General features: G+C 58.7%; 22 protein-coding genes and 1 riboswitch. Of the genes, 13 read left to right on the forward strand and 9 right to left on the reverse strand.

Features of this window, described 5'->3' with window-relative positions; translation table 11 throughout:
- Positions 1-9: 9 nt before the first annotated feature.
- From exaC to IEV00_RS07185, 5 genes are all read right to left on the reverse strand, one after another.
- On the reverse strand, positions 10-1,536 hold the full coding sequence (gene exaC / locus IEV00_RS07165) for an acetaldehyde dehydrogenase ExaC (RefSeq protein ID WP_229723126.1): 1,527 nt from the start codon (positions 1,534-1,536) through the stop codon (positions 10-12).
- Positions 1,537-1,646: 110 nt separating this feature from the next.
- The gene (locus IEV00_RS07170; RefSeq protein ID WP_188359672.1) at positions 1,647-2,678 is read right to left on the reverse strand and encodes a Gfo/Idh/MocA family protein; all 1,032 of its coding nucleotides are present in this window, start codon (positions 2,676-2,678) and stop codon (positions 1,647-1,649) included.
- Positions 2,679-2,752: 74 nt separating this feature from the next.
- Positions 2,753-3,043 carry an acyl-CoA carboxylase subunit epsilon gene (locus IEV00_RS07175; RefSeq protein WP_188359673.1) on the reverse strand — a complete coding sequence of 97 codons (291 nt, stop codon included), beginning with the start codon at positions 3,041-3,043 and terminating at the stop codon, positions 2,753-2,755.
- Between the two features lie 14 nt (positions 3,044-3,057).
- The gene (locus tag IEV00_RS07180; RefSeq protein WP_188359674.1) at positions 3,058-4,668 is read right to left on the reverse strand and encodes an acyl-CoA carboxylase subunit beta; all 1,611 of its coding nucleotides are present in this window, start codon (positions 4,666-4,668) and stop codon (positions 3,058-3,060) included.
- A 143-nt stretch (positions 4,669-4,811) separates the two neighbouring features.
- Positions 4,812-5,096 (reverse strand): YciI family protein, encoded by a 285-nt coding sequence (locus IEV00_RS07185; protein ID WP_188359675.1) that lies wholly within the window; start codon positions 5,094-5,096, stop codon positions 4,812-4,814.
- Between the two features lie 145 nt (positions 5,097-5,241).
- Here IEV00_RS07185 and IEV00_RS07190 point away from each other — a divergent pair, with 145 nt between their 5' ends.
- From IEV00_RS07190 to gatB, 9 genes are all read left to right on the forward strand, one after another.
- Entirely contained in the window at positions 5,242-6,078 is an 837-nt protein-coding gene (locus tag IEV00_RS07190) for a biotin--[acetyl-CoA-carboxylase] ligase (RefSeq protein ID WP_188359676.1), read from the forward strand.
- A gap of 53 nt (positions 6,079-6,131) precedes the next feature.
- Positions 6,132-6,641 (forward strand): PH domain-containing protein, encoded by a 510-nt coding sequence (locus tag IEV00_RS07195; protein ID WP_188359677.1) that lies wholly within the window; start codon positions 6,132-6,134, stop codon positions 6,639-6,641.
- Positions 6,642-6,749: 108 nt separating this feature from the next.
- Entirely contained in the window at positions 6,750-7,901 is a 1,152-nt protein-coding gene (locus IEV00_RS07200; protein ID WP_188359678.1) for an adenylate/guanylate cyclase domain-containing protein, read from the forward strand.
- Positions 7,898-8,986, forward strand: coding sequence for a PP2C family protein-serine/threonine phosphatase (locus IEV00_RS07205; protein WP_188359679.1), 1,089 nt, complete (start codon positions 7,898-7,900; stop codon positions 8,984-8,986). Before IEV00_RS07200 ends, IEV00_RS07205 begins: the two co-directional genes overlap by 4 nt.
- Positions 8,987-9,063: 77 nt before the next feature.
- Positions 9,064-11,238: an NAD-dependent DNA ligase LigA gene (ligA, locus tag IEV00_RS07210; RefSeq protein WP_229723127.1), complete on the forward strand. Its 2,175-nt coding sequence runs from the start codon at positions 9,064-9,066 to the stop codon at positions 11,236-11,238.
- 589 nt (positions 11,239-11,827) lie between these two features.
- A complete protein-coding gene (locus IEV00_RS07215) occupies positions 11,828-12,568 on the forward strand; it encodes a LysM peptidoglycan-binding domain-containing protein (RefSeq protein ID WP_188359680.1) in 741 nt (246 codons plus the stop codon).
- A 147-nt stretch (positions 12,569-12,715) separates the two neighbouring features.
- Positions 12,716-13,012: an Asp-tRNA(Asn)/Glu-tRNA(Gln) amidotransferase subunit GatC gene (gene gatC / locus IEV00_RS07220; RefSeq protein ID WP_188359681.1), complete on the forward strand. Its 297-nt coding sequence runs from the start codon at positions 12,716-12,718 to the stop codon at positions 13,010-13,012.
- Positions 13,013-13,016: 4 nt separating this feature from the next.
- On the forward strand, positions 13,017-14,609 hold the full coding sequence (gene gatA / locus IEV00_RS07225; protein ID WP_188359682.1) for an Asp-tRNA(Asn)/Glu-tRNA(Gln) amidotransferase subunit GatA: 1,593 nt from the start codon (positions 13,017-13,019) through the stop codon (positions 14,607-14,609).
- A complete protein-coding gene (gene gatB, locus IEV00_RS07230) occupies positions 14,609-16,114 on the forward strand; it encodes an Asp-tRNA(Asn)/Glu-tRNA(Gln) amidotransferase subunit GatB (protein ID WP_188359683.1) in 1,506 nt (501 codons plus the stop codon). The genes gatA and gatB overlap by 1 nt, the downstream gene beginning before the upstream one ends.
- Positions 16,115-16,446: 332 nt before the next feature.
- Here the strand turns inward: gatB and IEV00_RS07235 are convergent, their stop codons facing one another.
- From IEV00_RS07235 to IEV00_RS07245, 3 genes are read right to left on the reverse strand one after another with little or no spacing between them, the layout of a single operon-like run.
- Positions 16,447-17,337, reverse strand: a complete 891-nt coding sequence (locus IEV00_RS07235; protein ID WP_188359684.1) for a hypothetical protein — start codon at positions 17,335-17,337, stop codon at positions 16,447-16,449.
- A gap of 37 nt (positions 17,338-17,374) precedes the next feature.
- On the reverse strand, positions 17,375-18,376 hold the full coding sequence (locus IEV00_RS07240) for a hypothetical protein (protein ID WP_188359685.1): 1,002 nt from the start codon (positions 18,374-18,376) through the stop codon (positions 17,375-17,377).
- Between the two features lie 9 nt (positions 18,377-18,385).
- A complete protein-coding gene (locus IEV00_RS07245) occupies positions 18,386-20,557 on the reverse strand; it encodes a S9 family peptidase (RefSeq protein WP_229723128.1) in 2,172 nt (723 codons plus the stop codon).
- 143 nt (positions 20,558-20,700) lie between these two features.
- A riboswitch (SAM riboswitch) is annotated at positions 20,701-20,814 on the forward strand.
- Between the two features lie 110 nt (positions 20,815-20,924).
- Here IEV00_RS07245 and IEV00_RS07250 point away from each other — a divergent pair.
- The 3 genes from IEV00_RS07250 to IEV00_RS07260 all read left to right on the forward strand — a co-directional run bounded on the left by IEV00_RS07250 (position 20,925) and on the right by IEV00_RS07260 (position 24,300).
- Positions 20,925-22,271, forward strand: a complete 1,347-nt coding sequence (locus IEV00_RS07250; RefSeq protein WP_188359687.1) for an O-acetylhomoserine aminocarboxypropyltransferase/cysteine synthase family protein — start codon at positions 20,925-20,927, stop codon at positions 22,269-22,271.
- A gap of 100 nt (positions 22,272-22,371) precedes the next feature.
- Positions 22,372-23,577: a homoserine O-acetyltransferase MetX gene (gene metX, locus IEV00_RS07255; RefSeq protein WP_188359688.1), complete on the forward strand. Its 1,206-nt coding sequence runs from the start codon at positions 22,372-22,374 to the stop codon at positions 23,575-23,577.
- A gap of 21 nt (positions 23,578-23,598) precedes the next feature.
- Positions 23,599-24,300 carry an alpha/beta hydrolase gene (locus tag IEV00_RS07260; RefSeq protein WP_188359689.1) on the forward strand — a complete coding sequence of 234 codons (702 nt, stop codon included), beginning with the start codon at positions 23,599-23,601 and terminating at the stop codon, positions 24,298-24,300.
- Here the strand turns inward: IEV00_RS07260 and IEV00_RS07265 are convergent.
- Positions 24,297-24,524 (reverse strand): RNA-binding S4 domain-containing protein, encoded by a 228-nt coding sequence (locus IEV00_RS07265; protein ID WP_188359690.1) that lies wholly within the window; start codon positions 24,522-24,524, stop codon positions 24,297-24,299. The genes IEV00_RS07260 and IEV00_RS07265 overlap by 4 nt on opposite strands.
- Before the next feature lie 131 nt (positions 24,525-24,655).
- Between IEV00_RS07265 and IEV00_RS07270 the strand changes: the two genes are divergently transcribed.
- A complete protein-coding gene (locus IEV00_RS07270; RefSeq protein WP_188359691.1) occupies positions 24,656-26,038 on the forward strand; it encodes a glycine--tRNA ligase in 1,383 nt (460 codons plus the stop codon).
- Positions 26,039-26,084 lie beyond the last annotated feature (46 nt).

Consider the following 26,084-nt stretch of genomic DNA (forward strand, 5'->3'; position numbering starts at 1 on the left):
CATATTTTTCTAGAAGAGGCCGGTGGGCTGGTCTGAGTAGCTGACCAGCAGGTTCTTGGTCTGCTGGTAGTGGTCCAGCATCATCAGGTGGTTTTCCCTACCAAAGCCTGACTTCTTGTAGCCACCAAAGGCGGCGTGGGCGGGGTAGTTGTGGTAGTTGTTGACCCAGACGCGGCCTGCCTGAATGGTGCGCCCTGCCCGGTAGGCGAGGAATTGGTCCCTGGTCCACACGCCCGCACCGAGGCCGTAGTCGGTGTCGTTGGAGATGTGCATGGCGTCGTCAAAGTCCTTGAAAGAGGTTGCCGCCAGCACCGGGCCGAAGATTTCCTCCCGAAAAATCCGCATGTTGTTTTTTCCGGCAAAAACGGTGGGCTGGATGTAGAACCCATCGGCTAGGTCGCCCGAGAGGTCGCAGGCTGACCCACCCACGAGAACCTCAGCGCCGTCGTCCTTCTGAGCAATGGAGAGGTATTTCGAAATCTTGTCGTACTGCTCTTTAGAGGCCTGGGCTCCCACCATGGTTTCGGTATCCAGCGGGTTGCCCTGCTTCATGAGCTTGACCCGCTCAATACCGGCGTTGATGAAATCGTCGTAGATAGATTCCTGAATCAGTGCGCGGGAGGGGCAGGTGCAGACCTCGCCCTGGTTGAGGCCGAACATGGCAAAGCCCTCAATTGCCTTGGCACGGAAGGAATCATCTTCGCGCCAGACGTCCTCGAAGAATACGTTGGGGGACTTGCCTCCCAGTTCCAGGGTGACGGGAATGATGTTCTTGGCGGCGGCCTCCATAATGATGGAGCCGGTGGTGGTTTCGCCGGTAAAGGCAACCTTGCGAATTCTGGCGTGGCCGGAAAGCGCGGCACCGGCTTCGGCGCCGAAACCGTTGACCACGTTGAGCACGCCCGCCGGGAGCACATCTGCCAGTAGGTCAATCACGTAGAGAATGGAGACCGGGGTCTGCTCTGCCGGCTTGAGCACAATGGTGTTACCCGCTGCGAGGGCAGGAGCGATCTTCCAGGCCGCCATGAGCAGGGGGAAGTTCCAGGGAATAATCTGACCGACTACACCCAGGGGCTCGTGAAAGTGGTAGGCAACGGTGTCTTCATCCAGCTGGGAGAGGCTGCCTTCCTGGGTGCGGATTGCCGATGCGAAGTAGCGGAAGTGGTCAATGGCTAGCGGAATGTCTGCGGCGAGGGTTTCCCTCACCGGTTTCCCATTTTCCCAGGTCTCGGCCACCGCAATTTTCTCTAGGTTGGCCTCAAGGGTATCGGCAATCTTGAGAAGGAGTGCAGCCCGCTCGGTGGGGGAGGTCTTACCGTAGGTCTCGAAAGCCGCCCAGGCGGCGTCCACCGCTTTATCGATATCTTCGGCGTTGCCGCGAGCCACCTCGGCGAAGGGCTTGCCATTGACCGGCGAGATGTCTTCGAAGTATTCGCCGGAGGATGGCGCCACCCACTCTCCGCCGATAAAGTTTTCGTAGCGGGAGCGGAAGGTCACGAGGGAATCTTTGCTGTTGGGGGAGGAATAGACGGTCACGAGGGTCTCCTTTGACATCGCAAAATAACAAACACTCTAAGATATGTGAGCTGCCTCATAATCTTAGAGTGAATGTTACCTATATTCGCCGATGTGTGCAAAGACGCAAGTTAGAACTCGGTGGTCTCGCCCTCAAAAAAGATGCCGGCACCGTTGCGGGCCTGGGTACAGATTTCGTTGACCGAGCGCGAGAGCAGGGTCAGCCTGCGGTAGGTGGCAATCTGCTCATCGGTTTGGGTGCCCTGCTGAAAAGCGCTGAGCATCTCGGTGAAGAAAGCCGCCTCATCGCGCATGAGCTCGCTCAGGGGGCGGGAGCCGATCTCCGCACCGGAGTCAAAGAGCACTTCCTCTGAATCCTTTGAATAGCGGGTCACCCGGTCAATGCCGGCGCAGGAAGAGAAACGGATGGTCTCTTTCCCCAGCAAAATCTCGCTGGGAGCGGTGGAGTGGGCGTTTTTCGCAATGGTGATTATGACGTTGAAATCCTCGTAGGTGAGAATGAGGGTGCCCGCCGAATCCACCCCGGTGGGGGTCACTGCGGGGTAGTAGTTGATGCCGTCGGGCTCACCGAACCAGGAGACGGCGTTGTAGACGGGGTAGATTCCCAAATCAACCAGGGCACCGCCACCGAATTTCAGGGAGAAGATATTGGGTTCTTCTCCCGCCAGCACGGCATCCCACCGCGATGAGTACTGAGAGAAGTTCATGCGCACGGTAGCGGGAGTTTGAGAAGCTAGTGCTTCTCGAATTATCTCGTGGGCGGGTTCGTAGATATGGCGGGCGGCTTCAAAGACCAGCACTTTTGCCTGCTGGGCTGCTGCAAAAACCTGATCCCACTGGGCGGGGTTCCAGACCGCCGGCTTCTCTACCACCACGTGTTTTCCCGCGCTAATGGCGGTCAGTGCATGGGAGGCGTGCAGGGAATTGGGGGAGGCGATATAGACCGCATCTACCTGCTCAGAGCCACACAGCTCTTCTACCGAGGTAAAAGCGAGGGCGCTCAGCTGATGGTCTTCGATGAAAGCCTGAGCATTTTCAAGGCTGCGACTCTGTACTGCGGTGATCTCGGCCTCCGGGGTCTGCTGGAGGGCGCGGGTAAATTCACCGCTAATCATTCCGGTTGAGATAATTCCAAAACGCATAAGACTATCTAACCGCTTCAACCGCCCCAGCGCCAAATAGGTGCTGGGGCGGGTTTGCTTGGTTGCGGGGCTGTTTACATAGGACGAGCGCGCCGCCAGGAGCCGGGGCCCGGCCGCAGGCGTTCGCCCAGGCGGTGTCCCCGGTAGAGACGCCGCTGCCAGGCTGCCATGGCGGAGTTATCTTGCTTGGAGGCGGGAGCCTGCAGAGAAAGCAGCACTGCGGTGAGCGTCGCTAGCTCTTCTTCGGTGGGCTGGCCAGAGACCACCGAGAAGAGGGGAGACTGCTCGGTCTCCGTATCGTTATTTGAGGTCTGTTCTTCGCTACCTTTGGCACCGAAGTTCAGGAAGGAACGGTGAGTAGCCACGGGGCCCTTTCGGTTTAGAGGGGAATATTGCCGTGCTTCTTGGCGGGGCTAGAGGCTCGCTTATCGCGCAGGGCCCGCAGGGACTTAATAATCCGCACGCGGGTCTCTGAGGGGGCGATGACCTCGTCAATGTAGCCCAGCTCTGCCGCCTGATAGGGGTTGAGCAGCTCTTCCTCATATTTCTGAATCAGCTCTGCCCGCTTGGCCTCGACGTCGCCGCCGTCCTTCTCCACCTCAGCCAGTTCGCGGCGGTAGAGAATATTAACCGCACCTTGGGCTCCCATCACGCCAATCTGGGCGGTGGGCCAGGCCAGGTTAATGTCGGCACCCAGCTTCTTAGAGCCCATCACAATGTAGGCTCCGCCGTAGGCCTTGCGGGTAATCACGGTGACCATGGGAACGGTCGCCTCGGCATAGGCGTAGAGCAGCTTGGCGCCGCGGCGAATAATGCCGTTGAACTCCTGGTCGGTACCGGGCAGGAAACCGGGAACGTCCACAAAGGTCAAAATCGGGATGTTAAAGGCATCGCAGTTGCGCACAAAGCGGGCTGCCTTCTCCGAAGCATTAATGTCTAGGGTGCCAGCAAACTGCATGGGCTGGTTGGCAACAATACCCACGGTGCGGCCCTCAACCCGGGCATAGCCAATCATCACGTTGGGGGCGTAGAGGGCCTGCATTTCAAGGAAATGACCGTCGTCTACCACTGACTCAATCACAGCGCGCATGTCATAGGGCTGGTTGGCCGAGTCGGGAATCAGGGTGTCGAGATCGAGATCATCCACGGTCATCTCGGAATCCTGGTCGTGCTCCAGCGGCAGGTTCTCCATCAGGTTGTTGGAGGGGAGGAACTCAATGAGCTCCCGTACGAAGTCGAAGGCGTCTTCTTCATCTTCGGCCAGGTAGGTGGAGGTGCCGGTGACGGCGTTGTGGGAGTGGGCGCCGCCCAGGGTCTCCATATCCACCTCTTCACCGGTAACGGTCTTAATGACGTCGGGGCCGGTGATGAACATGTGGGAGGTCTTATCAACCATCACAATGTAGTCGGTCAGAGCGGGGGAGTAGGCGGCACCGCCGGCGCAGGGGCCCATAATCACAGAAATCTGTGGAACCACACCAGATGCCCGCACGTTCATGCGGAAAATATCGGCGAACATCGCAAGAGAGGCCACACCCTCCTGAATACGTGCCCCACCGCCGTCATTAATACCAATAATCGGACAGCCGTTCTTCAGAGCGAACTTCTGGACCTTCACGATTTTCTCGCCGTTGACCTGCGAGAGCGAACCACCGTAGACCGTGAAGTCCTGGGCGTAAACAGCCACCAGCGCGCCGTCCACGGTACCGTAGCCAGACACCAGACCGTCGCCCACCGGCCGTTTCTTCTCCATACCAAAAGCAGTGGAACGGTGCTTGGCCAGCGCATCGAACTCAACGAAAGAACCCTCGTCCAGGAACATCTCAATGCGCTCGCGGGCGGTGTTCTTACCGCGGGCGTGCTGGCGCTCAATCGGGGCTTCGCCGGTGGGAGCTAGGGTTGTCTCGCGGCGGGCGTAAAAGTCAGCAATTTTGCCGGCGGTGGTGGTCAGGTCAAACTCTGACTCGGCGGTGTTGTTGGTCTCAGACACATCAATTCCTTGAAGATCGGCGCCAGGTGGGTTCTCTAGGCTGAGGGCTGCTGCTCAACAGTCTAACTCCCCAACTATAGTGGCTAAAGCGTGGTTTTTCTGGGTTTGGACGGCGCCACGTGGGTAAATGGGCGCGAATCTGCCTACTTGCCCAGGCTGCCCAGCACCGGATTCCACTCGCGGATTTCGCTGGAGAGTACCGCTCCACCGATGTTCATGGGGTCGTTCTTGAGAATCTCAGCTACCTCAGACTCCGACTCAGCGGAGAAAATCAGCAGGGCTCCGGGCCGTTCTTCTGACACATAGGGGCCCGAGGCTAGCAGCTTTCCTGCTTCGAGCTGGCTGGTGAGGTAGGCGCGGTGGTCAGGGCGGTACTTTGCCTGCTCTTCTGCGGGGCCGTAAACGTAGGTTACTGCGAAGATGCTCATGAGGGTCTCCTATATAAAGAGGTGTAATCTTTTCTTGCCTACTAATCTAACGCGGGAAAGCGGGTGAGAGCTAAATCTCCTCCATTTATTTCCGCGGCGGTTTCAGGGCAGTAAGAAAAACAGCGGGTAGTTCAAGGAGCGCACGGTGATTGACGAGTCCAAGGTTCAGATTGAAAGCCTCGATGAGGTAGTGATTTTGGAGTCGGTGGACTCTACCAACTCCTACGCCAGGCAGCAGCTGGGAGATCTCTTTCCTCCAAACCGTAAGCGGTGGGGCGAGCTGTCTCTTATTTCAACCGATGACCAGCGCTCGGGCAGGGGGCGGCTAGACCGCGTGTGGTCTGCCCCGGCGGGAACCTGCCTGTGCTCGTCTTTCATCATCCGCCCGCACGCCAACCCCAAAAACCAGCTACCCCAGGAAAGTTTTCACTGGTTTACCCTGCTGGTTTCGCTGGCTGCCGTTCAGGTCTGGAAGTCTTGGGGAACCGACGCCGCCATTAAATGGCCCAACGATGTGATGGTGGGCGGCAAAAAGGTCTGCGGTGTACTGGCCCAGCTGGTGGTTGAGCCCAACGGTCGTTTCTCGGCGGTGGTGGGAATCGGCATGAACCTCAACCTCACGGCCAGTGACCTACCGGTAGACACCGCAACCTCAGCCCTGGTGGAGACCGGCCGGGAATTCGACATGGAACAGGCACTGACCGAGCTGGGCGATACGGTGGCCCGCTACTACAGGGCCTTCAGCGCGGTGGGAGGCGATGCCTCTGCTCCCATGCTCGGTGGGCTCAGCCTGCTGGATATGGTGCGCAATAATATGGCCACCCTCGGCCAGCAGGTCACGGTTCACCTGCCCGGCGATGAAAAGGTGGTGGGGCTGGCTGTTAATATTGATGACGACGGCGCTGTGGTGGTGCGCGAGAGCGACGGCACGGAGCGCGCCTGGGCGGTCGGCGACGTCGTGCACATGCGCCCTATTGTGTAGCTCCGGCGGCTTTGGGAAAACTCTCAGGTTTAGCCCCTACAATAGTCTCTGCTATGAGACTGAACGGTACCCTTTACCCCCAGGAAGAGGTTCTGGTGGCCACCCGCAGCCACGAGGTTTTTCTTCTGCCTGCCCTGCTGTTCGGTTTCGCCGCGGTGGTGGCATGGAGCTTTGCCTCGGCGGTCTACCCGGCAAGTGCTGTCTTCGGAATTCTCGGCTACGCGCTGGCCATCTGGTGTACCTTTCTGAGTCTCAAGCGACTTTGGCGCTGGAGCACTACCGGGTTCTTTGTCACCTCGCAGCGGCTGGTGATTCAGCGGGCTGTTGGTAGCAGAACGGTGAGCATCCCCCTACAAAGTGTTGAGGGCATCGATGCCCGGCATACGGCCTGGAGGGCTGGCGGAGCCGCCACCCTAAGCGTGCACGCCCAGGGTGGAATTCACGTGCTACGGCAGATTCCGCGCGGAGCCCAGTTCTCGCTGGAGGTTCAGCAAGCCCAGCAGCGTCTGCTGCGACCCAGCTCAGATAGCTGGTGGCGCAGGCTCAACCCCTTTTCGTCCTAAACCCGACACTCAGCGTTGGCATTGTAGCGAGCCGATGGAGTAGTGTGTATCACAGAGGAGAAATCTCGGCTCTTTCGGCCGCATTGACAAGATCAGAAAGGATCAGGCATGGAACCAACGGCACCGAGAGAGCAGCCTTCATCTACCTCTTCTGATGCCCCTGTCTCTGATCAGGCCCAGCCTCCAAAACCGGCTTACTGGGTTGCCCCCAACCCTGTGCAAGATAACCTCTACCGCTCTGAGGAAGACCTTGAGGCGGTGCGGCACCTTGAGCAGGTTCTGTTAGGTGAAGAACGCTCTCTGAAACGGCGGGAAGCCGCAGAGGCGGCCGAGGTTTCCCTACTTTCAGCCCGCAAGATTTGGCGGGCCCTGGGCATGCCCAACCTCACCGACCAAGACACCTATTTCACCCCGGCTGACTCTCAGGCACTGAAGGATATTACTGCCCTGGTGCGCGACTATGGGATTACCGAAGAGGGCACCATGTCTCTGACCCGCTCGGTGGGGCAGATGACCGACCGCATGGTGGCCTGGCAGGTTGAGGCACTGGTGGAAGATATGGTGACCCATCGGGGAATCAGTGACTCACAGGCCCGCCACGACCTTCTGAAACTTTTGCCCGAGCTGATTGAGCAGCTAGAGCAGATTGTGCTCTACGGCTACCGGCGCCAGCTCAACGCCGCCGTGTTGCGGCTTGCTCTGCGCGGGGAGAAACAGGGGGGCGTTGATCCGGCGGCTCTTCCGCTGGCCCGCGGTATTGGTTTCGCTGACCTGGTCTCTTATACCTCCCTCTCCCGCCAGATGAACGAAAAAACCCTGGCTGGCCTGGTGCAAAGTTTTGAGCAGCGTTGCGCCGAAGTGGTGGCTGTCGGTGGCGGACGAATTATTAAAACCGTGGGCGATGAAGTTTTGTTTCTAGCTGAAACGCCAGAGGCCGCCGCCCGCATTTCTCTCACGCTATCTAAACTGATTAAAGAAGACCCAAACCTACCTGAAGCCCGAGTCGCCTTTGTCTGGGGCAGGATTCTGCCTAAACTGGGAGACGTTTACGGCCCCACCGTAAACCTGGCCTCACGGCTTGTCGCATTAGCCGAACCCGGCGTCGTGCTGACTGACGATGCCACCGCGGAGATTCTCGACGACAACGAAGAGTTCGTGCTCAACCGCTTAGAAACGCGGAATGTGCGCGGATTCGGTGATGTTTGCCCCGTCGCGATTACCCCGGGGGTCGGCAATGAACTGGAGATTGATTTCGTATGAGCACACACCTGACCACACTTGCCGGTAGCGCCACCGATGTTGGGGCCTACCGGGACAACAATGAAGATTCCTATTCCGTTGCCGGCACCCTCAGCGTGGTGGCAGACGGCATGGGCGGGCACGAAGCAGGTGAAGTGGCTTCGCGCCTGTGTGCTCGCACTCTGGCCTACTCTCAGATGTTCTCTCGCCCCGGCGGCATGACCGAAGAAGAAGAGGCCGCCTACCAGCGCGAAGTCGCTGCTGAGGGCGAGGCATCCAATGATTCGGCAGAGGCCCGAGGCTTGCTGCGCCGTCGTCGTAAGAACACCTCGGCACTGAACCGCCAGATTATGCGCACCCTGGAAAAGCTGCGCGACGTCATTGGCGAAGCAGACGAAAAGATTAAAGACATGCTGGGCCAGCGCGCCGGTACCACCGTGACCGGTGCCTGGTTGACCAATATTGGCGACCAGTACATGTGGTTCATCTTTAACGTCGGGGATTCCCGTACCTACCGGCTGGTGCGAGAAGAAGACGTTGAGACAGACTCCACCGATATTTCTCTCTCTGCCGGGGCGATTGAGGGTCTGCACCTGGAACAGGTGACCGTTGACCACTCCGAGGTGCAGTACCTGGTCGACACCGGTCAGATTACCGCCCTAGAAGCTCTAACCCACCCCCGCCGCAACGTGATTACCCGCGCCCTGGGCACCGGTAACTACTGGGAACCCGATTTCTGGGTGATTCCCGCCCACGAGGGGGACCGGCTGATGATGTGCTCAGACGGCCTCTCCGGCGAACTGTCCCACAACTATATGGCAAGGGTGCTCGCTACCGTGGAGCACCCCCAGGATGCCGCAGATGTACTCCAGATGGCGGCTTTGCGCGCCGGTGGCCGCGACAATATCACCGTGGTGGTGGTCGATGCCATTACCGAGGAAACCGCCCAGCGCAATGCGGAGCAGCTGCGGGCCCTGACCGAAACTCAGCAGCAGAATATTGTCTCCCGCGCTGAGGACTTCGAGACTAAACACACCGCCACCGTGGAGCAGGAGTCTTATAACGACGAGCGCCGCCTCAAGCGCGGCAGCATTGAGGCACAGTAGTCTCAGCCCGCTCTTACCCGCGGTGACTTGCTGCCGGTGAGCTGTTTCAACCTCTGCAAACATGGCAAAATGTTGGTGTGACTAAAGAGCAAGAGATTCCCGAAGCAGCCCCCGGCGGGGTCACCGATAGCCTGAAAGAAAAGTATGCGCAGCTGATTGAGCAGGTACGATCTGCCCGCCAGCGCTACTATGTTCAGGATTCGCCCACGATTTCCGATGCCGCCTACGATGCCCTCTTCCGAGAACTGGAAGAGCTAGAGGCCCTGCACCCGGAGATTGTTGCCAATGACTCTCCCACCCAGGAGGTTGGCGGAGAGGTCTCTACCGCTTTTGCCCCGGTGGATCACATTTCCCGCATGTACTCGCTGGAAGATGTCTTCTCGCTGGACGAGCTCAAGGCATGGTTTGCTAAGACCGACGAAAACGCCCGTGCCGTTGCCGGGCATAAGCCGGGCTGGCTGACCGAGCTTAAAATCGACGGTCTGGCCATTAACCTGCTCTACCGCCAGGGGAAGCTGGTGCGGGCGGCAACCCGCGGAGACGGTTACACCGGCGAAGACGTTACCCACAACGTGCTCACTATTAAGAGCATCCCCACCCAGCTGGCAGGGGAAAACTGGCCCGACGAGGTGGAAGTTCGCGGAGAGATCTTTATTTCCTCCGAGGATTTCCGGGCCCTGAACGAGCGCATGGTGGAGCAGGGCAAAGCCCCCTTCGCTAACCCGCGCAATGCGGCGGCGGGTTCGCTGAGGCAGAAGGACGCCGCCGTCACCGCCGACCGCCCGCTTTCGATGTTCGTGCACGGTATCGGTGCCCGCAGCGGCTTTGAAGTCTCTTCCCAGTACGAGACCTACCAGCAGCTCAAAGAGTGGGGACTACCCACCAGCCCCTACACCCGCCTGCTCGATAGCTTGGACGAAATCCTCGATTTTATCGCCGACTACGGGGAGCAGCGCCACTCGCTGGTGCACGAGATCGACGGCATCGTCGTCAAAATTAACGACTTCCGCACCCAGGAACAGCTGGGCTACACCTCCCGTGTGCCGCGCTGGGCGGTTGCCTATAAGTACCCTCCCGAAGAGGTCAATACCAAGCTGCTGGATATCCGCGTGGGCGTGGGCCGTACCGGCCGCGTTACCCCCTTTGGCGTGATGGAGCCGGTGAAGGTGGCCGGGTCTACGGTCGAGATGGCAACCCTGCACAACCAGGATGTGGTCAAGGCCAAGGGTGTGCTCATTGGCGATACGGTGGTCTTGCGCAAGGCGGGGGATGTGATTCCTGAAATCGTTGGCCCCGTGGTTGCCCTGCGCGACGGTAGCGAGCGGGAGTTTGTTATGCCCACCGAGTGCCCCTCCTGCGGAGCACCTCTGGCGCCGGAGAAAGAGGGGGACGTCGATATTCGCTGCACCAACCCCCGTTCCTGCCCCGCCCAGCTGACCGAGCGGATTTTCCACGCGGCCTCCCGCGGTGGGTTTGATATTGAGGCGCTGGGCTATGAAGCGGCAAAGGCCCTGACCTCTCCGGCTGAGCCTGAAGATCCCCCGCTGACCTCCGAGGCCTTTCTCTTTGACCTGACCGTAGACCAGCTGGAATCTGTCAAGATTAGTCGGGAGAAGAAGTATAAGGGGGAGCCCACTGGTAAGTTCGAGAACGTTCCCTATTTCTGGACCAAGGGCACCGCTAAGAATCCCTCTAAACCCACCAAGAACACCGAGTCTTTGATGGAGCAGCTAGAGAAGGCCAAGTCTCAGCCGCTGTGGCGGGTGCTGGTGGCGCTATCGATTCGCCATGTGGGCCCCACCGCTGCCCGTGCCCTGGCCGCCGAGTTTGGATCGATGGACGAGATTCGGGCTGCGAGTGAGGAACGGTTGGCGAACGTGGACGGCGTGGGGTCGATTATTGCCCGCTCTGTTAAGGAATGGTTCGCTGTGGACTGGCACTTGGAAGTGGTCGAGCGCTGGGCTGCTGCCGGGGTGCGGATGGCGGACGAACGAGACGAGTCCATTGAACGGAATCTCGAGGGGCTGACCATTGTGGTAACAGGAACCCTACAGGACTTCACCAGGGATTCAGCCAAGGAAGCAATTCTGGTGCGCGGTGGTAAGGCCTCGGGTTCCGTGTCGAAGAAGACCGACTATCTGGTGGCGGGCGCCTCTGCGGGGTCTAAGCTCGATAAGGCAGAGCAGCTGGGGGTTAAGGTTCTGGACGAAGACGGGTTCAAAGCTCTGCTGGAGAATGGTTCGAACCAATAAAGTGGGCTGTTATCTAGGGAAAACCGACAGCGAGGTGGCGTTTGTCGCTCATATTGTGTGACCTGAGTAACTAGATTTGCGCCCTGTGGTCAATTTTTGACCCGGGGCGCAAAATTTTTTAAAAATTTTTTTTCGGCACCCGAGGCCTTAAAGATTGCGTTTCGATAACGAAAGTAACGGTTTGGTAAACAGACTACTGACTTTTTTAAAGCCCGAGAAATCAAGGAAGTCGGCGGTGTTAAGGCTGAGACAGCAAAATTTTGCTCAGCCTGTCAGAAAAAAGTCAGCAGGCTGTTGAATCGTGCTGGTCAATGTGTGATGTCTCAAAAAGTGGTTGGCGGAACCCAAATCGTTACAGTATCGTTATCAACGAACGAAATGCCCGAGAGAAAATCTCGAGGGAAAAACACAAGTTCAAGGTTCTTGGTTCACCTCATAGAACCTTGAATAATATGCCGGGTTTTGCCGCACACCTGAGTCCGTCTACAGGGCAAAACCTCAAACAGATACCCAATAAGCATCTAGGGTAGACGGCGACGCAAAGAAACCGGGGGACCGGCGGAGCGTTAGGTGGCCTTCATGGAGCATTGTGAAGAAGACTTCAATTCGCCGTAACGTAACCCGCACCGCAGCAGCAGTTGTTCTCGGTGGTTCCGCAGCAGCAGCTTTCGCTGTTCCTGCAAACGCAGCATCCGTAGAGACCTGGGATGCACTGGCACAGTGCGAGTCCGGTGGTAACTGGTCCATCAACACCGGTAACGGCTTCTCCGGCGGTCTACAGTTCACTCCCTCAACCTGGGCTGCTTTCGGTGGCACCGGTTCACCCACCAACGCTTCCAAGGCTGAGCAGATTCGCGTTGCTGAAAACGTACTGGCTGGCCAGGGCTGGGGCGCATGGCCTGCTTGCTCCGCAAAGCTGGGTCTCACCGCTTCTGATGCATCGGGCACCCCCAACGTAGCTCCCGCTCCCAAGCCTGCAACCGTAGCACCTCAGGCTAACCAGGTTGAAGAGGTCAAGGCTCCTTCAGCTCCCGTAGTTCAGGAAGTTCCCGCAGCACCTGCTCAGGAAGCACCTGTAGCTGAGGCTCCTGCTCCCGCAGTCGTTGAGGCTCCCGCTGCTCCCGTAGCTGAAGCACCTGCAGCACCCGCTGTTCAGGCTCCCGCAGCTAAGGGCACCCAGTACACCGTTGTTGCAGGCGACACTCTCTCCGAGATCGCTCTGGCACACGGTATCTCTGACTGGACCGTTCTGGCAGCTGCAAACGCTGACGTTGTACCCAACCCCAACGTGATTGAGGTTGGTCAGGTTCTGACTATCCCCGCTGTCTAAGTTCAAGATAGCTGGCTAAAGACTTAGCGTGAAAAGCCCACCGGCACTAGCCGGTGGGCTTTTTCATTTCTCTTCTAAACTCAGCACCAAACCTAAAAGACGGCTAAACTAGAGGGCGGAAAACTTTTCGCCGAATACGGAGAATCCATGTCTGACATTAACCGTGAGACTGTTGCGCACCTTGCGCAGTTGGCTCATATCGAAATGACGGATACCGAGCTTGATGCCCTGGCATCTGAACTCGGTATTATCGTCGAGTCCGTTGCATCAGTATCTGAGGCTGTATCCGATGATATTCCGGCTACATCCCACCCCATTCCGCTGAAGAACGTCTTCCGTGAAGACGTGGTGGGTGAGACTCTGACCGCTGAGGAAGCTCTTTCTGGTGCTCCCGATGAGGCAGATGGCAAGTTCAAGGTACCGGCTATTCTGGTGGAGGACTAAGACTGTGAGCGAACTGATTAAACTCTCCGCTGCCGAGCTGGCAGAGAAGCTGAAGTCGGGCGAGGTCTCATCTGTAGAGGTTACCCAGGCCCACCTAGACCGTATTGAAGCAACCGACGGTGCTGCTCTTGACGAGTCTAACCGCGCCGCTGGCAAGGCGGGCCTCAACGCCTTCTTGCACATCAACGCTGAGGAAGCTCTTGAGGTGGCAGCGGCTGTTGATAAAGACCGGGCTGCCGGTGAAACCCTGCCCGAGCTGGCGGGTGTGCCGATTGCCCTCAAAGACCTTATTGTGACCAAGGGCCAGCCCACCACCGCGGCGTCCAAGATTCTTGAGGGATGGATGAGCCCCTACGACGGCACCGTCACCCAGAAGGTGCGTGCTGCCCGCATGCCTATTCTGGGTAAGACCAACCTTGATGAGTTCGCTATGGGCTCCTCCACCGAGCACTCCGCTTTCGGCGTCACCCGCAACCCCTGGGCCCTAGACCGTATCCCCGGTGGCTCCGGCGGCGGCTCCGCTGTAGCTGTTGCAGCTTTCCAGGCCCCCCTGGCCCTGGGCACCGACACCGGCGGCTCCATCCGCCAGCCGGCAGCCGTGACCGGCTCGGTGGGCGTAAAGCCGACCTACGGCGGAATCTCTCGCTACGGCGTCATCGCTATGGCGTCTTCCCTTGACCAGGTGGGCCCCTGTACCCGCACCGTACTCGATGCGGCCCTGCTGCACGAGGTCGTCGGTGGCCACGACCCCAAGGACTCCACCTCCCTCAACGAACCCGTTGGCCCCCTGGTAGAGCAGGCTCGGGCCGGAGCTGCCGAGGGCGGGCTGAAGGGCCTGCGCATCGGCGTCATCAAGGAACTCTCCGGCGAGGGCTTCCAAGCGGGCGTGCTCTCTCGCTTCCAGGAATCCCTAGACCTGCTGGAGCAGGCAGGTGCGGAAATCGTTGAGGTTTCCCTGCCCTCCGTTAAAGAAGCAATCGGCGCCTACTACCTGATTATGTCGTCTGAGGTTTCCTCCAACCTGGCCAAATATGACGGCGTTCGGTTCGGTCTGCGCGAGCTGCCCAAGGAAGGCCCCATGACCATCGAGCGCGTCATGGCTGCCTCCCGCGCCGCAGGTTTCGGTACCGAAGCCAAGCGCCGTATTATTCTCGGTACCTACGCCCTGTCTGCCGGCTACTACGATGCCTACTACGGCTCGGCCCAGAAGGTGCGCACCCTGATTCAGCGCGACTACGCCAAGGCTTTTGAGACCTGCGATGTGCTGGTGTCTCCCACCGCTCCCACCACCGCCTTCAAGCTGGGGGAGAAGAACGAGTCTGCTGACCCCATGGCTATGTACCTGGGCGATATTGCCACCGTGCCCACCAACCTGGCGGGCGTTCCCTCTATCTCTCTGCCTGCCGGTCTCGCAGATGAGGATGGCCTGCCCGTGGGTATTCAGTTCACCGCCCCGGCCCACGAAGATGCCCGCCTCTACCGGGTGGGTGCCGGCCTGGAAGCTGCCCTGAACACCAAGTGGGGTGCACCGCTGTGGGCACAGATGCCCGAGACTGAATCTTTGATTCGCGATTTCGATTTTGGGGGAGCTAAGTAATGTCAGATGAAATTTTGAGCTTTGAAGAGGCCATGGAAAAGTACGATCCCGTACTTGGCTTCGAGGTACACGTTGAGCTGAATACCGCTACCAAGATGTTTGACTCAGCGCCCAACGAGTTTGGCGATACTCCCAACACCAACATCACCCCGGTGTCGCTGGGCCTGCCCGGTGTGCTGCCGGTGGTCAACGGTAAGGCGGTGGAGTCTTCCATCAAGCTGGGTCTGGCCCTGGGCTGTGAGATCGCCCCGGTCTCCCACTTCGCGCGGAAGAACTACTTCTACCCCGATACTCCCAAGAACTTCCAGACCTCTCAGTACGATGAGCCCATCGCAGCCAATGGCTCCATTGATATTGAACTGGAAGACGGTACCGTATTCACCATCGATATTGAACGGGCCCATATGGAAGAAGATGCCGGTAAGCTGACCCACATGGGCGGTTCTGCCGGTCGTATTCAGGGTGCAGAGTTCTCCCTGGTGGACTACAACCGCGCCGGTGTGCCTCTGGTCGAGATCGTGACCCGCCCGATTGTGGGCGCTGGTGACCGTGCCCCCGAGCTGGCGCGCGCCTATGTGGCGGCTATCCGTGACATCGTCAAGGCTCTGGGTATCTCCGATGCCCGCATGGAGCGCGGTAACGTGCGCTGTGATGCCAACGTGTCTCTGATGCCCAAGGGCTCCACCGAGTTCGGTACCCGTACCGAGACCAAGAACGTCAACTCCCTGCGCTCGGTAGAGCGGGCTGTGCGCTATGAGATTCAGCGCCATGCCGCTGTGCTTGAGGCGGGGGAGAAGATTGTTCAGGAAACCCGCATGTGGCACGAGGACACTCGTGAGACCACCGCTGGCCGCCCCAAGTCAGATGCTGACGACTACCGCTACTTCCCCGAGCCCGACCTGGTTCCGGTGGTAACTGACAGCGAGTGGATTGAGCGCCTGCGCGGTGAGCTGCCCGAGATGCCCGCCGAGCGTAACAAGCGTCTGAAGACCGAGTGGGGCTTTTCAGACGAGGAGTTCCGCGATGTCATTAATGCCGGAGCTCTTGAGCCCATTGAGGCCACCGTTGCCGCTGGTGCTCCTGCCTCCGTGGCCCGTAAGTGGTGGATGGGCGAGATTGCCCGTATCGCTAAGGAACGCGAGGTTGAACTCACCGAGACCGGTGCAACTGCCGAAACCGTGGTGGAGCTCAACAAGCTGGTTGAGGCCAAGAAAATCAACGACAAGATTGCCCGCCAGGTGCTGGGCTTTGTGGTTGACGGTGAGGGCAAGCCCGCCGACATCGTGGAGAAGCGCGGCCTGGCTGTGGTCTCTGATGACGGCGCTTTGAGCAGCGCTGTGGACGAGGCTCTTGCTGCTATGCCGGACGTCGCCGATAAGATTCGTGCCGGTAAGGTGCAGGCAGCCGGCGCCGTGGTGGGTCAGGTTATGAAGGCAACCCGCGGCCAGGCTGATGCTGCCCGTGTGCGCGAGCTGATTCTTGAAAAGCTGGGGGTCGAAGGCTAAGACTTTGGCTTTCAGCGCCTGACGCTCAAGAATAAAGGGCCGGAACACTGTGAAGAGTGTTCCGGCCCTTTGCGCGGTGAGAAGGGGAAGTCTCACCTCGGTGTTGATTGATACTAGGCCACCAGAAAAGCTCACAGTATCGTTTACCGACCATCTTGTGCTCAGGGGGCGGGAGCCTGCCATCGACAATCAAAATGGTTGCTCAACCTACCTCTGATTCCGTTCCTAGCCTGAGAACGTTACAAGATGATGTATCCATTCTATGTGGGTCGGTGTCGCGCTTACGGCGCAGACACCCCTAATTTTACACGACAAGTGTCGATTATCTAATTTTAAGGGGCTATTTCGAAGATAATTTGCTCATTTCGTACCAGGGGAAGGTGAAAACTGGCTCGCCCGTGGTGCACATCGAGCAAAAAAGTCTGTTCCCTGCATTCCCCGGTGTCTTCTGCTACGGGTCGGCGGATAACTTTCAGCTGGTCAGGGGCTGATTCTTCGCACTCAAAATGGAGCCTAAAGAAGCAGTTTTCACGTTCAAGATAGCAGCGCAAAGAGGCCAGACCTACCTGCTCGGCGCTCTGGTCTACGGTAATCGCATAGACCAGCTCGGTGGATTCCATCTCGGCCAGGGGGTAGTCAAAGAGAAAATGCCACATATTGCGGGTGGCATCGAAAGTATCTGAGCCTCCCTGCAAGAGCTCGATATCGCTAATATCGGGGCTCTGCGGTGCCCACACGCCGTCCAACTCCGGCTGGAGAGAACGCAGAACTAAGCTGCAAATAAGCTTGCGGGGCTTGAGGTTTCTATCGATATAGATGTCGTAGAAAGAGGTGGTGATGGAATAGCGCAGGTTGGTGGTGGTGCTTGAGTATACCGGGGTCTCGGTACCCGAGGTCAGTAGCTCGGCCATGGTGCGAACCGTTGAGCTATCCATGCCAAAGCAGTCGGCAAAAAGATGCAGGGTCTCCACGGTAATGCTCTGGCCCAGCAGTGCCCGGCGCACCCTGTCTTTGTAGCGGTTGGGCTGAGACGACGTGCCGTAGCGGGCATGTTCGGTATGGGCCAGGGCACGAGCAACTGCCCGGTAGCTGATCACCGAGGTATCATCGGGGATGTTAGCTGGTAGGTACTGAGCCCAGATTTTACGGCATTTTTCAGTCTTGAGTTCGGCGGCAAGAAGAGTTGCTATCTGCTGGGCGGCCTGTTGCGTGGTCTCGTTCACCGGTTGCTCCTCTCTGTTTCTACTGGGCTCGGTAGAGTCATGCTTCCTGGTCCTGCTCAAAATCTTCGGGAGGAACGATAGTCCAGCTAAAGCCGCAAAAAGCCTTGTGAATCATGGAATAGTGCATGGAGTAGTGGGTTCTGCCCTGGGGCAGGGCCTCATCGATAATCGGCAGCTCGTAGGCGTTGTCATCCCAGATACAGTGGTGAATATCCTGGGGAGGCTCATCGAAACGGACGATGGTGGTCACGTTGAACTTGGGCTTATCGGAGGCTCCCACGCCCACGTGGTTGGTCAGTCGGCCGTCTTCGGTCAGGGTGTTTTTCACGTAGACCCAGGTGCGGATTCTATGAATTTCACCCTTGTTGAGAGGAGTCTCGGGCACAATGATGGGGCTGAGTAGCTTATTATGGGCGTCTTCCACCGCGCGGTCGTGGATGGTTTCAATCCTGCGGATGCTACCGCCATCCAGTAGGTCCACCTTGACGTCATAGCCTTCAAAAATTGGTTTGATCGCCTCTAAACCATCAATCTCAGAAACGATAGTCTCAGAGACATCAAAATATTTACCAAAACCGTACCGGTCGCCATAGAAGGTCAGTGTTTGGTCAAGGGTGGTGTATTCGCGATTGCGGTCAAATTCCTTGCGCTCTTCGCTGGCACTGGTGACCACCGAATTACTGAGATAGCGGTGGTAGACCACCGATTTCCAGAGCCTTTCGGTTTCTGCCTCAGAGAAGCCAAAGGCCGAGATAAACCTGTTGATGATGCGGTCTGTCATCACCTCACCCGAAAGCGCCCGCCGCACCGAATCTTTAAGCTGGTTGGGGCTGATTTCTCGCCCCGCGGCGTCCGAGAGCTCATAGGCCATAAAAGTGGCTACGGCCCGTATGCTGATTCCCGGACTTCGGCGCCGCTGAACAAACTGCATCCACATTTCCTGGTAGGGAGATTGGCTGAGCAGGGCAGAGAGTTCTTCGTGCGGGGGATTGGGCGCAAGCGAGTGCACCACACGGTAGTGGGGGCTATCAGGGCTCATGGTACCTCGTCACTTCGGTGCGTCTGGCAGAAGGTGGGTGAGAGCGAAAGCGTAGGACCAGGCAGTTTCCTTCCAGCGGGTGTACCTGCCCGAGCCGCCGCCGTGGCCGCCGTCCATCTCAATTTTAAGCAGGGGAACGGGAGTATCTGCCGTAACGGTTTCCCGTAATTTCGCTATCCACTTGGCGGGTTCCACGTAGAGCACCCGGGTGTCATTGAAGCTGGTAATAGCAACAATGGCGGGGTAGGTGACCGGGCGAATGTTCTCGTAGGGAGAGTAGGACTTCATGTACTGATAGACCTGCTGATCTTCAATCGGGTTGCCCCATTCCTCCCATTCCAGGGCAGACAGCGGCAGATCGGGATCAAGAATCGTGGTCAGGGCGTCGACAAAGGGAACCTCGGCGATAACCGCCCTGTATTTTTCGGGTGCCATGTTGGCGACCGCGCCCATGAGCAGACCGCCGGCTGAGCCACCCTCTATCACGATGCGGTTGGCATCAACCCAGCGGCGTTGGCTCAGAAAGTCGGTGGAATCGATGAAGTCGGTGAAGGTGTTAATCTTCTTGAGCTTTTTGCCCTGCTGATACCAGTCCCGCCCCAGCTCTCCGCCGCCGCGAATGTGGGCTACGGCGTAGATGACGCCGCGGTCGAGGAGCGAGAGGCGGGCTACCGAGAAGTAAGGATCCATGGAAACCTCATATGAGCCGTAACCATGCTGGAACAGGGGGTGCTCGGTCTCGAGGTCGAGGTCAGCTCGGTGGATGATAGAGAGCGGAATCATCTCACCGTCACGGGCGGGGGCCCACATACGGTAGGCGGTGTAGTCGCCCGGATTGTAGCCGCCCAACACCGGAGTTTCCCGGCGTAGGTTCAGAGATTCGCTGCGGGGAAAGTAGTCGAATATCTGGGTGGGCGTGACCCAGGAGGTGTAGAGGATACGCACCACCGGCGAATCAATGCTGGTAGACATGACCGAGGTGGTGTAGATTTCCTCGAAAAACCCGGCGGGTTCGCTAAAGTCCAAGCCCGCAGCCGACTCGGAGGCGAGTAGGCTGCTCAGCTGGTTCAGTTCGGTCAGGAAGACCTTCACGGTGGTGTCTTGGCGGGCGGTGACCACCAGGTGGTCGGCGGTGAGGGCGAAGCCTTCAATGCGGACGTCGCTGCGGTGGGGCATCACGGGCAGCCAGCGGGTACGGTAGTCCTCGAAAGACTCCCCGGCAGGGTAGGGGGCGAGAACAAGTTCTGAGTTCAGCGCTTCATGGTCGTGCTGAATCAGCAGGTAGGACTCCCCGCCGATGGTGATGGGCTCAACGCCGTACTGAATTCTCTGCTTTTTATCAATCACTAGACGCGCGGGCTCCTCGAGGGCATCCAGGGCTAGCAGGCGTACCTCTGTGTACTCGGAGGAATAGGAAGTCAGCACCAGGTGGGAGCGGTCTTCAGAGAGTGAAGATTCTAGCCACAGTGCCGGATCTTTCTCGGTGAAGAGCACCCGGTCTGCCTCGGTAGACCCTATGGTGTGCAGACGAACCTCATAGGGCCGCCAGGAGTCATCCACCAGCGAGTAAACCAGCCCGGCGGCGTCCGGCGTCAGATAGGCCCCGGAAAAAATATTGTCCAGATGGTCATCGAGCAGCTCACCTGTGGTGAGGTCTTTGAAATACTGCCGATAGCGCTCGCTACCGGAGTCATCAACACCAAAGGTCAAAAGCTCACCCGAGAGGGAGGGCTGGAAAGAGCCCAGAGAGAAGAAGTCCAGGTCGCGGGCAAAGTCGTTGCAGTCAAGCAGAACCTCCTCACCGGAGAGAGTCTGCTCCGGCTCAACCTGCGGGGGAGTGAACCGCTCTTCAACGCTGCCTTCGGTCAGGGCAGCCACCCGGCAGTAGACCGGGTACTGTTCCCCCTCAATGGTGCGGGTGAAATACCACCAGTCTCCAACGCGGGTGGGAACAGACAGGTCAGTTTCAAGCACCCGCGATTTAATTTCCTGGAAGATAGTCTCTCGCAACGGTTCCTGGTCTGCGGTGACCCGAGCCGTGTAGTCGTTTTCGGCACGGAGGTAGGAGAGAACCTCCTCAGATTCCCTATCCCGTAGCCACTCGTAAGAATCCACAAAAACGTCACCGTGAAAAATACGTTCAGACTCAACCTTGGCTGTCTGCGGAAGATTCTTATCCATGATTCGCCTTTCGAGCTGGGGAATGATTCCCACCATTTTATCGAAAGCCTGCGTGAAGAAATGTGACCGCGCTTTAACGCCAGCGTGAAATAAAAAGTTATCCCTTGACCGGTTCGGGCACGACCCGACTAGACTGTTTCACAGGTCATGAGAGCCAGTGATAAGCCCCAGCTTACTGGCCGGCAACCCTCCACTCGCGGTGGGGTGCCCTGGGTGAAGACCGGGCACAGTTCATCCGTTCTGTGCAAGCGCGGGGACGATGCTCCAGAATCTTCTGAGGAACATCGTGAACCCTTCCGAGTAGATAACGAGCACCGGAAGATTCAGGCATGCGGCCCCAACACCGAACAAGATATTGGAGCAAAGCATGAGTGCAAACCAGACCGTACCCACCCCCGAAAACCCCGACGGCTGGGGTTTTGAAACCAAGCAGATTCACGCGGGCCAGAGCCCTGACCCTGCAACCGGCGCACGAGCTCTACCCATCTACCAGACCACCTCCTTCGTCTTCAAGGATTCAGAGCAGGCAGCCAACCGCTTTGCTCTGTCTGAGCTGGGCCCGATTTATACCCGCCTCAATAACCCCACCCAGGAAGTCGTCGAAAACCGTATTGCCGCTCTCGAGGGTGGTGTGGGAGCCCTTCTTCTGGCATCGGGCCAGGCAGCCACCACCTACTCAATTCTCAATATCGCCGGTGCAGGCGACCACATTGTGGCATCGCCCTCCCTCTACGGCGGTTCCTATAACCTGCTGAAGTACACCCTGGCCAACCTGGGCATTGAGACCACCTTCGTGGAGAACCCCCTGGACATTGAGCAGTGGAAGGCCGTGGTTTGCCCCAACACCAAGGCCTTCTTCGGTGAGACCCTGCCCAACCCCCAGGGCGATGTGCTCGATATTGAAAACGTGGCGGCCGCAGCCCACGAGGCAGGCGTGCCCCTAATCGTCGATAACACCATCCCCACCCCCTACCTGCTCAACCCCATCAAGTTTGGCGCAGACGTGGTGGTTCACTCCGCCACCAAGTACCTGGGCGGCCACGGCACCTCAGTCGGCGGTGTGATTGTAGACTCCGGTAACTTCGACTACGGCGCAGACCCCGAAAAGTACCCCCTCTTCAACACCCCTGACGAGGGCTACCACGGCCTGGTCTACGCCCGCGATTTGGGTGCCGACGGCGCGTTTGGAGTCAACCTCTCCTACATCCTCAAGGCCCGGGTTTCCCTGCTCCGTGATTTGGGTTCCTCCATCTCACCCACCAACGCCTTCAACATCGCAATCGGCCTGGAAACCCTCTCTCTGCGCATTGAACGTCACATCGAAAATGCCCGCAAGGTCGCAGAATTCCTCGAAAACCACGAGGACGTGGAGTCCGTTACCTGGGCAGGCCTCGAGTCCTCCCCCTACTACGAGCTCGCCCAAAAGTACATTCCCAACGGCCCCGGCGCCGTCCTCGGCTTCACCCTTAAAAACGCCGACGCCGCCACCGCCAAGAAGTTCGTGGATTCACTTTCCCTGCACTCGCTGCTGGTCAATATCGGCGACGTGCGCTCGCTGGCGGTGCACCCGGCCTCCACCACGCATTCGCAGTCATCGGTGGAAGAGCTCGAAGCGATCGGTATTAACCCCGCCTTTATCCGTCTCTCAGTGGGAATTGAGAGCATCGAGGATATTCTGGCTGACCTCAAACTCGGCTTCGACGCTATCCGCTAACCCCGTTTTGGGCGCCCCGACCTGCCTTGGGCAGATCGGGGCGTAGTGGCGTTTTGAGACTCTCCCCGTTCACCCCCTTTTAGTCGTACAGGAGCTTCAGATGACAGCCCAGCCCCTTCCGCTAGAGCAGCCCGGCCCGCGCGCAGACGGCGTGCTCAAATACGCCCGTATAGGAGAGCTCACCCTGGAGAACGGGCAGGTGCTACCTGATGTGACCCTTGCCTACGAGACCTGGGGGCAGCTGAACGAGACTGCCGACAACGTGATTCTGGTGCTGCACGCGTTGACCGGCGATACCCACGTCTCGCGCGGGGTGGTGACTGAAGAGATGGACGACGCCGCCCGCGTAGCTGCCAGCCACGAGGGCTGGTGGGCGGGGATTGTTGGCCCCGGCTGCGTGATTGATACCAACCGTTACTTTGTGCTGGCACCCAATATGCTGGGTGGCTGCTACGGTTCCACCGGGCCCTCATCGCCTGCCCCAGACGGCAAGCCCTACGGCTCCCGTTTTCCGCAGATTACCATTCGTGATTCTGTGGCGGCCGAGCGGATTCTTCTCGACCAGCTGGGCATTCGCTCCCTGCGTTACGTGATTGGAGCCTCCCTGGGCGGGGCGCGCTCTATCGAGTGGGCTGCCACCTACCCCGAGCTGGTGGAGGGCTGCGCGGTGGTGGCTTCGGGGCACTCTGCCACGGGCGACCAGCTGGCCTGGGCCCAGACCCAGAATCTCGCCATTCGCTCAGACCCGGCCTGGGCCGGGGGAGACTACTACGGTAGCGAGGGGCCGGTTGCTGGCCTGGGGATAGCCCGGCGTATCGCCCACACCACCTATCGGTCAGCCCCCGAGCTCAACTACCGCTTTGGCCGCCAGCCCCAGGGGGAGGAAAAACCTCTGGCAGATTTCAACGCCAGCCGGGGCCGCTACGAGGTGGAGTCTTACCTCGACCACCAGGCCGAGAAATTTGTGCACCGTTTTGACGCCAACTCCTACCTGGCGATTAACGAGGCGCTGATGACCCACGACGTGACCCGCGGGCGGGGAACCCTCAAACAAACCCTGGGGCGAACCCACTGCAACTGGCTGATTGCCTACGTCGATACCGACCGCCTCTTTTTCCCCAGCGAGTCCATGATCATAGCCGCCGAGGCTCCCGGCAACGTTGAGGCCCACGCGATTCGGTCCCCCTGCGGCCACGACGGCTTTCTCATTGAGACAGACCAGGTTGAGGCGCTGCTGCGGCGAGCCTTTGCCGAGCAGGACGAGCGCCTGGCACGGTCGGTGGGCTACCTGATGGCGGGCGCCTAGAAGATAGGCGAGAATGAAACCATGACCTATACGATCGAATACTCCAACCGCCCCGAAGAACGCCCCGAATCCCACGCCGTGCTGCTGCTTCACGGCTACGGCTCCCACGAACGCGATTTGCTGGGCCTGGTACAGTACCTGCCCCGGCGCGGCGTCACCTATATCTCTATGAGGGCACCCCAGCCCGTGGGCGCCCTCCGCGACTCCGATAGCGCAACCAGTGCCGTGATCCCCGGTTCAGCCATGGGCTATCAGTGGTGGCCCCTGACCGGCGGAAGGGTTCCCGCCGAAACAGACACCCTGGGCGTGGAACTTGCCACCGACTACGTGGTGGACTACCTCAAAGAAATCAAAGACACCTACGCCAGTATTTCCCTGCTGGGCTTCTCTCAGGGTATGGCAATTGCCTCTTCGGTAGCCCGCCGCCGCCCCGATCTCATTCACGCGGTAATTGGGCTTTCCGGCTTTGTGGTGGAGTCAGACAGCGACTTCTATAGGAATACCGAACTGACCGAGAAGAAGCTGCCCTTCTTCTACGGCCGCGGCGATTCAGACCCGGTAATCCACACCGAGCTAGTGGCCTTCACCGACAGCTGGCTACCGGGTACTGTCGATCTGGATTTCCACCTCTACCCGGGCTTGGCGCACTCGGTCTCCGGCGAGGAACTAAACCACGTCAGTGACTTTATCGAGCGGCGAATCCTCGCCCCCGCGGCGTCCTAAAACTCCTCCTGTACCACGCGCACGGTGATACCGTTCAGCGACACCGTATCACCGGGGCGCAGTTGCTTGCCGCGGGCCTCCTCAATATCGCCGTTGACCTTAACCAGGCCGTCTTGAATCAGCTCGCGGGCGTGCACCCCGTTCTCCACCAGGTTGGCCAGCTTGAGAAACTGGCCCAGGCGAATGGACTCATCTCGAATAAAAACTTCTTCAATATCACTCATAGGTGCAAGTCTATAGGCTGTTGGAAAAAGCCGAATGCGGTACGCTTGATAGCGCGCTGAAGAAGACCTGGCGCACAGACAGAAATCAACCCCTGCACGCCGTATCCAGCGGCGGGGCTTAAGGAGTAATAATGGCAGAGAAGTCCACCCTTGATAACGTCATCACCCTGGCCAAGCGCCGCGGTTTTGTCTTTCAGGCGGGTGAAATTTACGGCGGTACCCGCTCGGCTTGGGACTACGGCCCGCTGGGTGCTGAGCTGAAAGAAAACATTCGTCAGCAGTGGTGGCAGACCTTCGTGCGCGGCCGTGAAGACATGGTGGGTCTGGACTCTTCCATTATTCTTCCCAAGGCTGTCTGGGAGGCCTCGGGCCACGTGGCAACCTTCACCGACCCGCTGGTAGAGTGCCTTTCCTGCCACACCCGCCTGCGCCAGGACCACCTAATTGAGGCCTACGAAGACAAGCACGGCAAGCAGCCCGAGAACGGCATGGCAGACATCAACTGCCCCAAGTGTGGCAACAAGGGTCAGTGGACCGAGCCCCAGAACTTCTCGGGCCTGATGAAGACCTTCCTGGGCCCGGTAGACAACGAAGAGGGCCTGCACTTCTTGCGCCCCGAAACCGCCCAGGGTATTTTCGTCAACTTCAACAACGTGGTTACTGCCGCCCGCCAGAAGCCCCCCTTCGGCATCGGTCAGATCGGTAAGGCTTTCCGCAACGAAATTACCCCCGGTAACTTCATCTTCCGTACCCGCGAGTTCGAGCAGATGGAAATCGAATACTTTGTGCACCCCAGCGAGGCTGATGAGCACTTCAAGAAGTGGGTCGATGACTGCTGGAACTGGTTTGTTGACCTGGGTATTAACCCCGATAACATGCGCAAGTTTGACGTTCCCGCCGAAGACCGCGCCCACTACTCAGCCGGTACTATCGACCTCGAGTACAACTTCGGTTTCCAGGGCAACCCCTGGGGCGAGCTCATGGGTGTTGCTAACCGCACTGACTACGACCTGGGTGTACACAACAAGCACTCCAACGCCAAGCTGGAATACTTCGACCAGGCCTCCGGTGAGCGCTATGTGCCCTACGTGATTGAGCCCTCCTTCGGCCTGACCCGCTCTATGATGGCCTTCCTGGTAGACGCCTACGTTGAGGACGAAGCTCCCAACACCAAGGGCGGCGTAGACAAGCGCACCGTGCTCAAGCTCGACCCCCGCCTGGCTCCGGTCAAGGCCGCGGTTCTGCCCCTGTCTAAGAAGGAAGAGCTGGTTCCCACCGCCCAGAAGCTCCAGTCTGAACTGACTAAGAACTGGAACGTTGACTACGATACTTCCGGTGCGATTGGCCGCCGCTACCGCCGCCAGGACGAGATCGGCACCCCCTTCTGCATCACCGTTGACTTCGATACCCTCGAGGATCAGGCTGTGACTATCCGCGAGCGAGACACCATGACCCAGGAGCGAGTCTCCCTGGATCAGGTGAAGTCTTACCTGGCAGATAAGCTGCTGGGCTAGTCTCTTCTGACTTTTATTTCAGGACGACGCCGCCCTCCCCGTTCGC

The organism is Rothia aerolata (assembly GCF_014635585.1).
Lineage (GTDB): Bacteria > Actinomycetota > Actinomycetes > Actinomycetales > Micrococcaceae > Rothia > Rothia aerolata.